The sequence below is a fragment of the Halomonas sp. E14 genome (assembly GCF_052568415.1).
Genome location: NZ_CP199423.1, coordinates 2,912,572 through 2,926,777 on the forward strand (window position 1 = coordinate 2,912,572; position 14,206 = coordinate 2,926,777).

The following is a 14,206-nucleotide window of genomic DNA, read 5'->3' on the forward strand; positions in this document are numbered from 1 at the left end:
TGCTCCGGGGCACGGGCACACCGGGCCCGTGATGGGCCCGGCGGATTCACAGAAGGGTGGAGGTGTCGGTGGGCTCCCTGCCGAAGAAGTGCACAAAGGCCGGCGTCTTGGGCGTGGTGTGCTCCAGGTGGAAGCCGACCACCCGCTCGCAGTACTCGCGCTGATGGTCGACGACCTTCTTGAAGAAGGCGTCGCGGGACTCGTTTTCGATCACCGTGTCCCAGGCATCGAGCTGAGCCTGCAGTACCGAATCCGGCGTGATGAAGGTCTGCACGCCCTGCTCCTGGCGCATGGCGTTGAGGTCGCGCGGGTAGCGCTCCATGGCTTTCCAATACATCTCCGACGAGGCCGCCTTGGCAGCGTACTGCAGGATCGCCTGGAACTCCTCGGGCAGGCTATCGTGCCTGCGCTTGTTGAAGATGATCTCGAACGCTTCGCAGTCCTGGTGGTAGCTGCGCAGCATCCAGGTTTTGCTGACGTCGGGGAAGCCGAGCAGGCGATCCGATGAAGGGTTGTTGAATTCGGCGCCGTCGAGCAGGCCGCGGTCCATGGCCGGCACGATGTCACCGCCGCCCATGATGGTGACCGCCGCGCCGAACTCGCGCATCACGTCCGCCGCCAGGCCTACGGTGCGGTACTTGAGCCCGCGCAGGTCGTCGGCGCTGGCGATCGGCTGCTTGAACCAGCCCAGCGCCTGGGTCGGCATCGGGCCGGTCTGGTAGCCCACCAGGGGCAGTTCGAGATTGGCCAGCAGCTCGTTGTAGAGCTCCTTGCCGCCGCCGGTCCAGAACCAGGCGAGGAACTGGTGCGCATCCCAGCCGAAGGGCGGCGGCGTGCCGAACAGCGAGAAGGCCTTGTGCTTGCCTTACCAGTAGGCCGTCACGCCATGGCCACCGTCGAGCGCGCCCGAGATCACCGCATCCTGCAGCTGCAGCGCGCCGACGACGGCGCCGGCCGGCAGCAGATTCAGGCGCAGCCGTCCGCCCGACATCTCGTTGACGATGCGCACGTAGTCGGCGGCAAACTCGTGAAAGATGTCCTGGTTGGGCCAGGTGCTCTGGAAACGCAGCGTGGTGGTCTGTGCCACGGCAATGCTGGGGAAGCCGACCGCCGCCGCGGCACCGGCTCCCACCGCGGCCGCCGTGCCGGTGAGGAAGCGACGGCGTGACGAACTGGGAAGCAGGGCCTCGGTGCCGCCCTGGTCGTCGGGGCTGCCTTGGTCTTCGAGACTGCGCTGGGCTGCGTGCTGGTCAGCAGGTGTCTTGTGGTGGGCCATCGGTGTCTCCGCAATTGTTATCGTTGTATCGCGTGCGCCCTGAGCTGACTGGTCGGGCGAAACTCCCGAAATCTTCCTGTCGGCGCTTTCACGCGGCCTTCCCTGCCACCGCCGTCGGTAACATCAGGTATAGCTTGCGTTAGCAAGGGTGCAACCTCACCGCTCGCTTTCCGTTAACGCTAGCTGTCGATTCTGTTAACGCAGGGGGATGGGGCGTGGGGCGCGCCTGGTGTGGCTGGCGGCGGTCGACGGGTCATCACGGCACGGCGTGCAGGCGATACCCTGGCAACGGCCGCTTGCGGCGCGGCCTATTCGCCCTGCAGCGTGGCGAGCAGCCGCCGCGCGCCGCCATGCTCGCGGTGTTCGCCGAGCCACAGACCCTGCCAGGTGCCCCGCGCCAGGCGCCCGTCGCGAACCGCCAGGGTCAGCTGGGTGCCGAGCAGGCTAGCGCAGATGTGGGCGGGCATGTCGTCCGGCCCTTCCAGGGTGTGGCGGAAATAAGGTAGGTCGCCCGGGATGCGCTCGCGCAGGAAGGCGTCGAGGTCGTGGCGCACATCGGGGTCGGCGTTCTCGTTGAGGGTCAGCGAGGCCGAGGTGTGCAAGAGCTGCAGGTGCAGCAGCCCCGCGCGCACCCGGGCCAGCTCGGCCAGCGCCGCGGTGACCTCGTCGGTGATCAGGTGAAAACCCCGCGCACGGGGCGCGAGGCGCAGTTCCTGCTGGTACCACATGGCTTGGCCCTCGTTCAGCGGCGTTGCTGCAGTCGGTTGTGTATGGCGGTGGCGGCGATCGATGCCTGGCCGACGGCGACCGCGATCTGGCTCAGCTGGTTGGTCATGTCGCCGGCGGCATACAGCCCTTCGATGCCGGTCTGCATATGGGCATTCACCACCAGGTGGTTGCCGGGATTGCGCAGCGCACCCAGTTCGAGGCCGAGTTCGCTGCGCACCTGTGTGCCGAGAGCACAGTACAGCACATCGAACACCTGCTCACTGCCATCGGCCAGGTACAGGTGAACACGATCGGCCTCATCGCAGTACAGGTGGCTGACCGGCGCCTGCACCAGCGCCATGCCCTCCTGCGCCAGGCGCTGCCGGGCCGCGAGGTCGAGCCAGGCGCCCTGGGCCAGGTCGATCACGGTCAGGTCCGCGCTGAATCGCTTGATGAAGGCGGCCTCGATGACGCCGTGGGCATCCCTGGCGAGGATGCCGATGCGCTCGGCGGTATATTCGTAGCCGTCGCAGATCGGGCAGTAGCGGATCAGGCCGCGCCCCTTCGCCTCGGCAAAGCCTTCGAGCTCGGGTTCGATGTCCACCACACCGGTGGCCAGCAGCACCGTCCGCGCGTGCACGATCTCGCCCGCCGTCACCACGCCAAACAGACCGTCGTCGCTGCGTTCGAGCCGCTCGACTCGCCCGGGCGTGACCGCGCCTCCATTGGCCTCGAGCTGGATCCGCAGCCGTTCGAGCAGGGCCGTGCCGCTGATCCCTTCATTGAATCCGGGGTAGTTGTGGGTGCGGGGAATGAGGGCCGCACGGCTGAGGCCCTCGTCGATGATCCGCACGCGGCGCAGGAACCGCTGCAGGTTGATGCCTGCCGCCAGCCCGGCCGGGCCTGCCCCGACGATCACGCAGTCGTAAGCGTCCGCTTCTTCCATGTCGGTCTCCTTGGAACGACGAATCCATCGTCGCTCCAAGGAGACTAGAAGGTTTTGCGCCGGAAAGGGAAAGGCGCGGCCATGGCCGCGCCTGGTACAGACAGGAAGTGCCTTACAGCGCCGCACGATAGATGGCGGCCACCTCGTTGTCGGTGAGCCGGCGCGGGTTGGTCAGCCCGCAGACGTCCTTCTGGGCGTTGCCGACCATCACCGGGATGTCCTCTTCCTTCACGCCGAGTGCGGCCAGGCTCTTGGGAATGCCCACGTCGGTCGAGAGGCTGCGGATGGCCTCGATCGCCAGCAGCGCCGCCTGGCGCAGTGGCAGCCCCTCGGTGACCTCGCCCAGCGCCTCGGCGATATCGACGAAGCGCTCCTGGCGCGCCATCAGATTGGCTTCGCACACATGCGGCAGCAGCAGCGCGTTGCAGACCCCGTGGGGCAGGTTGTAGAAGCCGCCCAGCTGGTGGGACATGGCGTGCACGTGGCCCAGGCTGGCGTTGTTGAAGGCCATGCCCGCTAGGTACTGGGCGTACGCCATGCGTTCGCGGGCCTCCATGTCCTCGCCGCGCGCCACGGCGCGACGCAGGTACTGGCCGATCAGGGTAATGGCCTGCAGCGCGCAGGCGTCGGTGATCGGCGTGGCGGCGGTAGAAACATAGGCTTCCACCGCGTGGGTCAGGGCGTCCATGCCGGTCGCCGCGGTTAGCGCGGGCGGCATGTCGACCATCAATTCGGGGTCGTTGACCGCCACATCCGGCGTGACGCGCCAATCGACGATGGCCATCTTCACATGGTTGGAGGTGTTGGTGATGATGGTGAAGCGCGTCATCTCGCTGGCGGTACCCGCCGTGGTGTTGATGGCGATGTAGGGCGGCAGCGGCTGCTTGGCCTGGTCCAGGCCCTCGTAGTCGTGGATGGTGCCGCCGCTGGTGGCCACCAGGCCGATGCCCTTGCAGCAGTCGTGGGCGCTGCCGCCGCCCAGCGACACCAGCATGTCGCAGCCTTCGCGTACGTAGACCGCCAGGCCATCGGCCACGTTGGTATCCGTGGGGTTGGGCACGGTGTCATCGAAGACCACCGAGGCGATGCCGGCCTGGCCCAGCAGCTCGGTGAGTTTGGCCGTATAACCCAAGGCGGTCATCCCCTTGTCGGTTACCACCAGGGGCTTCTTGCCACCCAACATCTGGATTCGCTCCGGCAGCGTCTTGAGGGCGCCGGCTCCCATCAGCGAGACAGTGGGCACAAAGAAAGCTTGGACAGTTTGGCTCATTGCATTTTTCCTGCTCTGACAGTTGGTAGGTTGGCGTCGCCGACCACTGGGATGGCTTCTTCTCGTGGCAACGTGGTTGGCAAGCCGGGCGGCCATGGCCGCCCGGTACCTTCGTCAAGGGGTAGGAAAGCCGGGCATCAGAAGAAGCCGAGCGGGTTGATGTCGTAGCTGACCAGCAGGTTCTTGGTTTGCTGGTAGTGCTCGAGCGCCACCTTGTGGGTCTCGCGGCCGACGCCGGACTTCTTGTAGCCACCGAAGGCGGCATGCGCCGGGTACTGGTGGTAGCAGTTGGTCCACACGCGGCCGGCCTGGATGCCGCGGCCCATGCGGAAGGCAACGTTGATGTCGCGGCTCCACACGCCGGCGCCAAGCCCAAACTCGGTGTCGTTGGCGATAGCCAGCGCCTCGGCCTCGTCCTTGAAGGTGGTCACCGCTACCACCGGGCCGAAGATCTCCTCCTGGAACACGCGCATCTTGTTGTGGCCCTTGAGCAGCGTCGGCTGGATGTAGTAGCCCTTATCGTAGGCCGGATCGAAGCTCTCCTTGTCGCCGCCGGTGAGGAACTCGGCGCCCTCTTCACGGGCGATGTCCATGTAGGACATGATCTTGTCGAACTGCTCCTGGGAGGCCTGAGCGCCGACCTGCACGTCGGTGTCGAGCGGATTGCCGCGCTTGATCTTGCCCACCCGCTCCATGACCTTGGCCATGAAGGCGTCGTAGATGTCTTCCTGGATCAGCGCCCGCGACGGGCAGGTACACACCTCGCCCTGGTTGAAGAATGCCAGCACCATGCCCTCGGCAGCCTTCTCGATGAACGCCGGCTCGGCGTCCATGATGTCGGCGAAGTAGATGTTGGGCGACTTGCCACCCAGCTCCACGGTGGAGGGAATGATGTTGTCGGCGGCACACTTGAGGATGTGGGCACCCACCGGGGTGGAGCCGGTGAAGGCGATCTTGGCGATGCGCTTGCTGGTGGCCAGCGCCTGGCCCGCTTCGGCACCGTAGCCGTTGACCACGTTGACCACGCCCGGCGGCAGCAGGTCGCCGACGATCTTCATCAGTTCGAGCACCGAAGCCGGGGTCTGTTCGGCGGGCTTGAGCACCACGCAGTTGCCGGCGGCCAGGGCCGGGGCCAGCTTCCACACCGCCATCAGCAGCGGGAAGTTCCACGGAATGATCTGCCCCACCACGCCCAGCGGCTCATGGAAGTGATAGGAGACGGTATTGGCGTCGATGTCGGCGGCGGTGCCTTCCTGAGCGCGGATACAGCCGGCGAAGTAGCGGAAGTGGTCGACAGCCAGCGGAATGTCGGCGTTCAGCGTCTCGCGTACCGCCTTGCCGTTGTCCCAGGTCTCGGCCACGGCCAGCTTTTCCAGGTTCTGCTCGATGCGATCGGCCATCTTGAGCAGGATGTTGCTGCGTTCGGCGGCGGAGGTCCGGCCCCAGGCGGGAGCGGCGGCATGGGCGGCGTCCAGCGCCTTCTCGATATCCTCGGCGGTGGAGCGCGGGATCTGGCAGAACACTTCGCCGTTGACGGGGCTGACGTTGTCGAAGTACTGCCCTTGCACCGGGGGCACGAACTCGCCGCCGATGTAGTTGCCGTAGCGCTGTTCGAAGGTGATGACGGAGCCGGACTGGCCGGGGTTCGCGTAGATCATGACATGACTCCTGACGGCTGTTGTTGTAGGAGGGTTCGGTCTGGCGGTGTGCCATGCGCCACGAACCTGACTCCAAGAGTAGAGAAGTTATTCAGCGGCACTATGCTGCGATGGACTCGGCCACCAGGGCCTTTGGTAGTAGAACTCAGGGCAAGGCCGCCACCGAGTCGACGACGCTGGCATACAGGTCGCGCGTCGCGGCCAGCGCGGCCAGGTGCACGTCCTGGGCGGGCATGTGCTGCCCGGTGCCCGTGTCGAGGGCGCGCGACGCCGTGGCGCTGGCCACCACGGTGGGGGCGTAGCCAAGGTTGAAGGCACCGTGGGCGGTCGAATTGACGCACATGTGGGTCATGAAACCTGCCAGCACCAGCTGCGTGGCGCCCAGCGACTTGAGGGTGGCGTCGAGTTCGGTACCCACGAAGGAGTTGGGGTAGTGCTTGGTGATGACCGTTTCCCCGGCGATCGGCGCCACGCAGTCGGCGATGGCGCCGATCTCGGCCTCGACGTCGTAGGGCGACCCCGGCCCGGCGTCATGGCGAATGTGGATCACGGGCACCTTCAGCTCCCGCGCGCGCTCGAGCAGGCGCTGCGCCTCGCCCAGCGCCTCCTCGACGCCTTCCAGGCGCATGACGCCGGTGCGGTAGGTGTTCTGGCAGTCGATCAGGATCAGCGCTGAATCCTGCAGCCGGGCGGGCGCGTGGCCAAGCCCCATCAGGTCTCGCAGCGTGGTGGTGTCTTGCGACATGTGGCCTCCTCTTTCCTTGCGATAGCGTTCCTGCGCTCGTGCCCGGCAGCCGCCGGGCACGAGCGCCGTGACTCACTGCCCAGCGTATTCCTGCGGCAGCTTGAAGGTCCACAGCATGCCGCCCTGGTTGAAGTCCTTGATCACCTCGGCGACCTCACCACCCCACAGCGGCACCGCGCCGCCCCAGCCCGACACCACCGAGACGTACTGCTCGCCGTCCATCTCCCAGGTAATCGGCGTGGCCACCACGCCGGAGCCGGTGTTGAAGCGCCACAGCTCCTCGCCGGTGGTGGCATCGAACGCCTTGAGGAAGCCCTCGGGCGTGCCGGTGAACACCAGGTTGCCGGCGGTGGTCATCACGCCACCCCACAGCGGTGCGCGGTTCTCGTGGCGCCAGACCTCTTCACCGGTGCGCGGGTCGACCGCCCGCAGCACGCCGATGTAGTCGTCGTTGGCGGGGCGTATGGTGAAGCCGGCGCCCAAATAGGCCGCCCCCTTGCGGTAGGAGACCGGCTCGTTCCAGATATCCATCATCCACTCGTTGGAGGGGATGTAGAACAGCCCGGTATCCTGGCTGTAGGCCATGGGGTTCCAGTTCTTGGCGCCCAGGAAGGCGGGATAGGCCGCGACCGCCTCGCCGCGATCGCCCTCGACGTCGGCCGGATTGCCCGGACGTCCCTCGGGGTTGAAGAGCGGCCGGCCGTTCTCGTCCAGGCCTTCCGCCCAGGTGATCTTGTCGGCAAACGGGAAGCCGCGGATGAACTCGCCGTTCTCGCGGTTGAGCACATAGAAGAAGCCGTTGCGGTCCGCCGTGGCGGCGGCCTTGATGACGCTGCCGTTGTCCTCGTAGTCGAACGAGATCACCTCGTTGACGCCATCGTAGTCCCAGCCGTCGTTGGGTGTGGCCTGAAAGTGCCACTTGATGGTCCCATCGTCGGGATTGATGGCCAGCCGAGACGAGGTGTAGAGGTTGTCGCCGGGGCGCAGGTGGGAATTCCACGGCGCCGGGTTGCCGGTGCCGATCAACAGTGTGTGCGTATCCGCATCGTAGAAGCCGCCCAGCCAAGGCGCGCCGCCACCCTGCTCCCACATGTCGCCGGGCCAGGTCAGCCCGGCCTCGCCACCGGTGATGCCGTGCTCCACCGCTTCGCCGTTCTGGTAGACATAGCCCATGTGGCCCTCGACGACGGGGCGGGTCCACAGCTCGTCGCCGGTTTCGGCATCGAAGGCGAACACGGTGCCGACCACGCCGAACTCACCCCCGGCCACCCCGGTGATCAGCTTGCCGTCGATGATGATCGGCGCAGCAGTGATGGCATGTCCGCCCTGGTAGTCGGCCACGCGCTTGATCCACTGCACGCGGCCGGTCTCGCGGTCGAGCGCCACCAGGCGGGCGTCCAGCGTGCCGAAATAGACCTTGTCGCCATAGATGGCCGCACCGCGGTTGACCACGTCGCAGCACGGCATGATGCCGTCGGGCAGACGCGCCTCGTACTGCCAGATCTGCTCGCCGGTATAGGCATCCACCGCCCAGATGCGGGAATAGGAGCCGGTGACGTACATCACGCCGTCCTTGACCAGCGGCTGGGACTCCTGGCCGCGCTGCTTCTCTCCGCCGAAGGAAAAGGCCCAGACCGGACGCAGCTGATGGACGTTATCGGTGTTGAGCGTGGTCAGCGGGCTGTAGCGCTGGCCGTGCAGGCCCATGCCATTGGTCACCACCTGGTCCGTGGTCAGGTGGTCGTTGAGCATGTCGTCGAAGGTGACGGCCTGGGCGTGGGCAGCAATGCCCAGCGCGATGGCGCTTAGCGCCAGGGGCCTGGCCAGCTTGCCAAAGGGGGTGGACTGGGTCATGACGGTCTCCAGAGGGGGCAAGGATCCAACAGCGTTGTTGTTCGGGTGTCAGCGCCGACTCGCGCTCCTCCCAATCTGGTGGATCAGCGTGTGCTCAACCATGGCCAACAGGGACGACATTCCCTCCTCTCTTGGTCGTACGACCCACCCGCGCCGGGGGCGTAGCGCACGGCCGAACCCCGGCCGCCGTGGCGTCAGCGGCATTCCCTCCCCCGCATTCACGACCACGGCACACAAAAAAGCCACCCGTTCACAGCACGTGAGCCGGGTGGCAAAGGCCATGCCTGACGATGACAGGGCATGACGATGACGGGACATGACAATGACAGGGCCTCACCCCCCTTCGGCGAGCAGCGCCAGCGCGTCGCGCTCATAGCCCCCGTAGAGGTGGGTCACGCTGCGGATCAGCTCATGGCGCGCCACCGCCACCTCGTCGAATCGCGCGGGAATGGGAAGCGCCATGACCTCACTGGCTGTCAGCCCCTGGCGAGCCGCGTCGCGCAGGGTATCGTCCAGCCAGGCGAGGTAGTCGTGCATCTGGTCGAAGGGCGCCGTGCCCTCCGCCACCGGGCCATGGCCGGGCACCAGGTAGTGAAAATCCAGGGCTTCCAGCTCGCGCAGCTCCTCTCGCCACACCTCAAGGCCGGGGGTGTGCGGGGTGGTGGGGGCGCGCCGATAGAAGACCATGTCGGCGGCAAGCAGCACGCCGGACGCATGGTCGAGCAGCACCAGATCGGCACCCGAATGCCCGCTCATGGCGATCAGCTCGATCTCGCGCCCACCCAGGGTGATGCGCCCAGGGCTGACGCGCTGCGTGGGCAGCACGACCTCGGTTCCCCGCATCCAGTCGCCCAGCGTGCGGTAGAGGTTTTCTGTGAAATCGTCGCCCTGGGCGCGCAGCAGCGCGATGGTGCCCTCCAGGGCGTACAAGGTGTCGGGCGCGAAGGCCTGGTTGCCAAACACATGGTCGGGGTGATGATGCGACAGGAATACGTGGGTGACGGGCAGGTCGGTGATCGAGGCGATGACCTCGCGCATCTGCTCGCCGTAGCGGCGCGAAGGGCCGGTGTCGAACACCACCACCCCCTCCTCGGTGAGGATGAACGCGGTATTGACGATGTTGCCGCCGTTGTCGCGCGCAAAGTCTTCCCGAACCCCTTCGAGGACCCACACATCCGGCACAATTTCCACCGGTTCGAGCGAGTATCGGTAGCTGTCGGCGGAAGCGGCACCGGCGCCCAGCAGCAGGCTGGCTAGGATCAGCGTTGCATTGCGCATGTCAGCCCCCCAGGCGGCTCTCGAAGACATTGCCCCCATTGTCACGCATCCACAGCACGATCCCGCCATGCTGCGCCGCCCGCTTCAGGTCGAAGACGAACAGAGGGTTTTCCGAGGCGGATTCGGAGAGCGTCATGCTGGCCAGGCGCACCAGATCGGCGCTGCCCCTCAGTTCGACGACCTCGATATTGAAACGCGGGATATTGCCTACCATGCCGGAATCCATGGGATGCATGATCTGCACCTTCAGGCGGGTCGCGGCCGGTGCATCGACCGGCGAGAACAGAGCGCCGTGCATCCGCCCAAGGCTCGCGGCCCAGTCGGGATTGCTGGCGGTAACGCTGGGCGCGGTGCAGCCCCCGCCGGCGGCATCCACCTGAGCGCTGCCGATGTGCCAAACCCCCTGCGCATCACGCACCGCGGCGCGCACCGTGGAGGCCTGCTGAATGCGAAAGTTCAGCGCAATGGCCCGCACCTCGGCGGCTTCCGGCTGGAAGGTGAAGAGGTGCGGCACGGGGTTGAGGTCCACCCAGGTGATCACCTCCTTCACCTCGGCGGCGAAGCCCGACAGATCCACCGTCAAGGGCACCTGGGTGGCATCCTCGGCAAAGTGCGGCACCTTGAGCACTACCGCGTCGCTGTGCCGAACCGTCGCCGCCTCGCCCAGGTAGCGGTTGAGGTTGTAGTGCCACATGGGCGAACGAAAGGGATCGTCCGGCGCCGCCGCCGCTGCCATGCCGGTAGCACTGGCGGTGGCGGCCACCGTCAGCAGCCAGCATGCCGCCAGGCCAAGCCACCAGCGATGCCCTTCGCGGATTGCGGGCGACGCATGCGTAAATGGGGTCGTCAATGGCTGTCTCATGGCGTCACTCCGCGTTGCCGAGGATCTCGGCATAGAAATCGGGCATGCGGTAGTCCAGCGCATGGGCCTCGAACAGGGCCGCCAGGCTGCCGTCGCGTACGCGTCGATCGACGATCGCCTCCACCGCATAGCCCAACTGGCGATGGCTGTCGCGAACCGCCATCCCGATGTCCCACTGCTGCCGGGAAATTCCCGGAAAGCTGGCCTCGGCAATGCGGAACGCCTGCTCCGGGTAGCGCGCCATGAAGTACTCGATCTCGCCCCGCATGGCCATTACGCCGGCCACTTCGCCACGGGCCATGGCGGCAAAGGCATCGTCTACATTGCGAAAGTGGCGCACATTGTCGCGCAGTTGCCCGCCCAGCACGGCGGTCAGGTAGGTCGCCGGCAGAGTGTTGTACTCCGCCCCGATGCGCCGCTGGCGAAAGCTGCCCAGCGTCGCCTCGTCGTCAAGCTGGGCGGCATCGTAGGCCAGGCCCCACTCTTCGCGCTGGTAGGTGCCGAACATCACCACGCTCTTGTTGATGTATTCGCCGGTGGAATCGCGCATGTACGAGAACTGCCGATCGTAGGGCACCCGCAGCATCACATCGGCCACCTGAGTGGGGCGCAGGTAGTGCCCGCGCGAGACATTGTTGCCCAGGTCGCGCCCCAGGCTGCTGCCGGGCTTGATCCAGAAGGGCCGAAACTCCAGGCCCAGCCCCTCGGCAATGGTGCGGCCGATCTCGACATCGATCCCCTGCGCCTCGCCCGTCTCGTCTCGGTAGGAGTAGGGCGGGAAGTCCTCGTAGAGCCCGATATTGATATAGCCCGAGGCCGTGACCTCATCGAGGTCGCGCAGCGCCGGGCGGCGGAACAGCTCAGCGCTGGGGTTGCCTCCTGCCACCTCGGCCACGGCGGCGCGCAGCGCGTCCGTCGCCAGCCCTTCGCCCCAGGCCGGCGCCTGAAACAGTAGGAGCCCCCACAAGATCAAGCTTCGTGCCCACATAATGCCTACCCTCCCGATGGTGTGGCGACAGCGGAATCGTCATGCCAGGCTCATGGCGATACCGATTCGATATAGCTCTTGATCGCCCACATCGCGGTCTGATCAAGGTTCTCGCGAAACGCCGGCATGCCCCGCTCGGTGCCGCTGGTCACCCGCTGCAGGTAGAACTCGTCGTCCCACTCCTCGAGCTTGCGCAGGTCCGGGGTCAGCCCACCGGACATCGCCTGGATGCCGTGGCAAACGGCACAGTTGCCGGCGTAGCCGCGCTCGCCAATCTGCACCGCAAGCTCGTGGTACTCGTCGTGCTGGTTGCCGGGGCGGAAGGGGTTTTCCATCAGCGGCGCTTCGCCGAGATCGGGCAGACCCTGGGTATCGACTCCCTGGGGGGTGACATCGCCATGGCCCAGGGCCGCACCGGAAGCGCCCAGCAGCAGGCAGGCCAGCGAGGCGGCAACGGCACGCCGCGACGAGATCAGGGAGGAGGCAAGGAACGGAGTGGATCGCATGGGAACACCTTTCTTGGGATTGTTGTGAACTGTCGCTGGGTAGACCGTCGCTGCCTGCCGCTGCGTGAATCTCATTGAGCGTGTGTCACCCTGACGCCGCATGGTCAGGCAGATGCCGCGTTCCTGCGGCGAGATGACTGGAGTCTGGAAGCGCGGCCGCGGTTGTGCATCGCCACTTTCCGCCTCTTCAACGTCCTCCCTTGGTACTAGTTCGCTCTCCCCCAATGCTCCCGTCGTACGTCTTTGGAACGAGAACAAGGGCCCGATGGTGGCATGGGAGGCCCGCAAGCGAAGTGCTGAACTGGTGCCAGGGCCTTCTCGCCAGAGGCTTTCATCATAAGGAGAACAACAACATGCCCCTTGCTCCCTCGCAGCGCACCGCTGCCGCGCCCACCACCCGCTGCACCCCGCACCGCCCTGCCGCCAAGGCGCTACTGGCGCTCGGTCTGAGCCTGGCAACCACCGCGGCACTTGCCGCCGGCGACCTGGCCAACCGTCCCGAACGTCTGGAGCGGCTGGTGATCGGGACCGGTGAAAGCATGCTCGGCGTCTCGGTGCGCGACTTCCAGCTTGAAACCGGCCAGGCCTACCGGCTGGTGATCGAAGCCACCGGCATGCAGGCCTGCGCCTGGGTCGCGCCCGGCTTCTTCAAGAACGCCTGGCTGCGCAAGATCGAAGTGGGCAACGTCGAGATCAAGGCGCCCACCCTCACCGAGCTGGAGTTCGAGCGCGAGGGCGAGGCCGAGCTGTTCTTCGTGCCCATCCGCCCGGGCACCTACGAGTGGGCCTGCGCCGGCCTTGAGGAGCGGGGCGTGAGCGGCACCTTCGTGGTGCAGTGACGCGGCCAACCGCCGCTTCGACCCATCACGGCCCGGCGCCGCGATCCGGCGCCTTGAGGAGTTGCCATGACCCTATCCCTGTCCCTTCGACCCCTTCTCTGCGGGCTGGCGCTGGGCGCCTGCCTTGCCACCTTGCCGGCCCATGCCGATGAGCTCGGCGTGCGCTACGGCTACCTGCAGTGGCAGCCCGACCGCGGCCCGGCCCTGGCCCTGCTGACCCCCGAGCCAGAGGATTCGGGCCTGCAGGGCGCCCGCCTGGGCATCAGCGACAACATGAGCAGCGGGCGTTTCCTTGGCCAGCGCCATGAGCTCGAGAGCACGATCGCCGCCAGCGAAGAGGCCTTGCTGGAGGCGCTCGCCGCCATGCTCGAGGACGACATTCGCCTCATCGTGCTCAATGTCCCGGCACAGACCCTGCGCCGGGCTCTGGAAATCAGCGGCGACCAGGCGCTGCTGTTCAACGCCGGCGCCCGCGATGTCGCCCTGCGCCTGGACGACTGCTCCCCCTACCTGCTGCACACCGCCCCCAGCCACGCCATGCTGACCGATGCCCTGGCCCAGTGGCTCAACCTGCGACGCTGGCGCTCGGTGTTCCTGATCAGCGGCCAGCATGAAGACGACCAGGCCTGGGCCGAGGCCTTCCGCCGCTCGGCGCAGAAGTTCGCCGTGAACGTGGTCGCCGACAAGGCCTGGACCTTCGAGGCCGACATGCGCCGCAACGCCTCGGCCGAGCTGCCGCTGTTCACCCAGGGGCCCGAGTACGACGTGGTGGTGGTGGCCGACGAGCGCAACGACTTCGGCGACTTCGTGCCCTTCAACACCTGGCTGCCGCGCCCGGTGGTCGGCACCCAGGGCATGGCCGCCGACGCCTGGCACCCGGCCGTGGAGGCATGGGGCGCGGCCCAGCTGCAGAACCGCTTCCAGCGCCAGGCCGAGCGCCCCATGACCGGCACCGACTACGCCGCCTGGGCGGCGGTACGCGCGGTGGGCGAGGCGGTGACGCGCACCGAGAGCGCCGACATGCCGGTGCTGCGCGACTACCTGCTGGGCGACGACTTCGAGCTGGCCGCGTTCAAGGGCCGCCCGCTCAGCTTTCGCGACTGGAACGGACAGCTGCGCCAGCCGATCCCGCTGGCCCACCCCAACAGCCTGGTGGCGATGGCCCCCTTCGAAGGCTTCCTGCACCAGCACACCGAACTCGACACCCTGGGCTACGACCGCCCCGAAAGCCGCTGCCGCATCAGCGACTGACCGACATCCCCTGCCGATTCCAAGG

Annotated in this window: 12 protein-coding genes and 1 pseudogene; 2 read left to right on the forward strand and 11 right to left on the reverse strand. The window is 66.8% G+C overall.

Annotated elements, in window-relative coordinates:
- Positions 1–46: 46 nt before the first annotated feature.
- From ACT7B3_RS13535 to pedF, 11 genes and pseudogenes are all read right to left on the reverse strand, one after another.
- Positions 47–1,276 (reverse strand): annotated as a pseudogene (locus ACT7B3_RS13535) (TRAP transporter substrate-binding protein).
- A 308-nt stretch (positions 1,277–1,584) separates the two neighbouring features.
- Positions 1,585–2,004 (reverse strand): secondary thiamine-phosphate synthase enzyme YjbQ, encoded by a 420-nt coding sequence (locus ACT7B3_RS13540; protein WP_444676982.1) that lies wholly within the window; start codon positions 2,002–2,004, stop codon positions 1,585–1,587.
- Positions 2,005–2,018: 14 nt separating this feature from the next.
- A complete protein-coding gene (locus ACT7B3_RS13545) occupies positions 2,019–2,930 on the reverse strand; it encodes an NAD(P)/FAD-dependent oxidoreductase (RefSeq protein ID WP_444676981.1) in 912 nt (303 codons plus the stop codon).
- A 112-nt stretch (positions 2,931–3,042) separates the two neighbouring features.
- Positions 3,043–4,200, reverse strand: a complete 1,158-nt coding sequence (locus ACT7B3_RS13550) for an iron-containing alcohol dehydrogenase (RefSeq protein ID WP_445158295.1) — start codon at positions 4,198–4,200, stop codon at positions 3,043–3,045.
- Between the two features lie 137 nt (positions 4,201–4,337).
- Positions 4,338–5,858 (reverse strand): acetaldehyde dehydrogenase ExaC, encoded by a 1,521-nt coding sequence (gene exaC, locus ACT7B3_RS13555; RefSeq protein WP_444676979.1) that lies wholly within the window; start codon positions 5,856–5,858, stop codon positions 4,338–4,340.
- Between the two features lie 145 nt (positions 5,859–6,003).
- Positions 6,004–6,603, reverse strand: a complete 600-nt coding sequence (locus ACT7B3_RS13560) for a cysteine hydrolase family protein (RefSeq protein ID WP_444676978.1) — start codon at positions 6,601–6,603, stop codon at positions 6,004–6,006.
- Between the two features lie 72 nt (positions 6,604–6,675).
- Positions 6,676–8,457: a PQQ-dependent methanol/ethanol family dehydrogenase gene (locus tag ACT7B3_RS13565; RefSeq protein ID WP_445158296.1), complete on the reverse strand. Its 1,782-nt coding sequence runs from the start codon at positions 8,455–8,457 to the stop codon at positions 6,676–6,678.
- A gap of 333 nt (positions 8,458–8,790) precedes the next feature.
- Positions 8,791–9,735, reverse strand: coding sequence for a quinoprotein relay system zinc metallohydrolase 1 (locus tag ACT7B3_RS13570; protein ID WP_445158297.1), 945 nt, complete (start codon positions 9,733–9,735; stop codon positions 8,791–8,793).
- 1 nt (position 9,736) lies between these two features.
- The gene (locus ACT7B3_RS13575; protein WP_445158298.1) at positions 9,737–10,585 is read right to left on the reverse strand and encodes a quinoprotein dehydrogenase-associated SoxYZ-like carrier; all 849 of its coding nucleotides are present in this window, start codon (positions 10,583–10,585) and stop codon (positions 9,737–9,739) included.
- A gap of 16 nt (positions 10,586–10,601) precedes the next feature.
- A complete protein-coding gene (locus ACT7B3_RS13580) occupies positions 10,602–11,564 on the reverse strand; it encodes a substrate-binding periplasmic protein (RefSeq protein ID WP_444676974.1) in 963 nt (320 codons plus the stop codon).
- A 71-nt stretch (positions 11,565–11,635) separates the two neighbouring features.
- Positions 11,636–12,091 (reverse strand): cytochrome c-550 PedF, encoded by a 456-nt coding sequence (pedF, locus tag ACT7B3_RS13585; protein ID WP_445158299.1) that lies wholly within the window; start codon positions 12,089–12,091, stop codon positions 11,636–11,638.
- A gap of 353 nt (positions 12,092–12,444) precedes the next feature.
- Here pedF and ACT7B3_RS13590 point away from each other — a divergent pair, with 353 nt between their 5' ends.
- Together ACT7B3_RS13590 and ACT7B3_RS13595 are read left to right on the forward strand one after the other, a co-directional pair.
- Positions 12,445–12,930 carry a copper-binding protein gene (locus tag ACT7B3_RS13590; RefSeq protein ID WP_445158300.1) on the forward strand — a complete coding sequence of 162 codons (486 nt, stop codon included), beginning with the start codon at positions 12,445–12,447 and terminating at the stop codon, positions 12,928–12,930.
- Between the two features lie 66 nt (positions 12,931–12,996).
- Entirely contained in the window at positions 12,997–14,181 is a 1,185-nt protein-coding gene (locus ACT7B3_RS13595) for an ABC transporter substrate-binding protein (RefSeq protein ID WP_445158301.1), read from the forward strand.
- The last annotated feature ends 25 nt before the right edge of the window (positions 14,182–14,206 follow it).

Bases quoted from the DNA above. Each gene is read 5' to 3' on its own strand.
- ACT7B3_RS13570 (WP_445158297.1), bottom strand. From the start codon at position 9,735: ATGCGCAATGCAACGCTGATCCTAGCCAGCCTGCTGCTGGGCGCCGGT.
- pedF (WP_445158299.1), bottom strand. From the start codon at position 12,091: ATGCGATCCACTCCGTTCCTTGCCTCCTCCCTGATCTCGTCGCGGCGT.
- ACT7B3_RS13595 (WP_445158301.1), top strand. From the start codon at position 12,997: ATGACCCTATCCCTGTCCCTTCGACCCCTTCTCTGCGGGCTGGCGCTG.
- ACT7B3_RS13590 (WP_445158300.1), top strand. From the start codon at position 12,445: ATGCCCCTTGCTCCCTCGCAGCGCACCGCTGCCGCGCCCACCACCCGC.
- ACT7B3_RS13565 (WP_445158296.1), bottom strand. From the start codon at position 8,457: ATGACCCAGTCCACCCCCTTTGGCAAGCTGGCCAGGCCCCTGGCGCTA.
- ACT7B3_RS13560 (WP_444676978.1), bottom strand. From the start codon at position 6,603: ATGTCGCAAGACACCACCACGCTGCGAGACCTGATGGGGCTTGGCCAC.
- ACT7B3_RS13545 (WP_444676981.1), bottom strand. From the start codon at position 2,930: ATGGAAGAAGCGGACGCTTACGACTGCGTGATCGTCGGGGCAGGCCCG.
- ACT7B3_RS13540 (WP_444676982.1), bottom strand. From the start codon at position 2,004: ATGTGGTACCAGCAGGAACTGCGCCTCGCGCCCCGTGCGCGGGGTTTT.
- ACT7B3_RS13550 (WP_445158295.1), bottom strand. From the start codon at position 4,200: ATGAGCCAAACTGTCCAAGCTTTCTTTGTGCCCACTGTCTCGCTGATG.
- exaC (WP_444676979.1), bottom strand. From the start codon at position 5,858: ATGATCTACGCGAACCCCGGCCAGTCCGGCTCCGTCATCACCTTCGAA.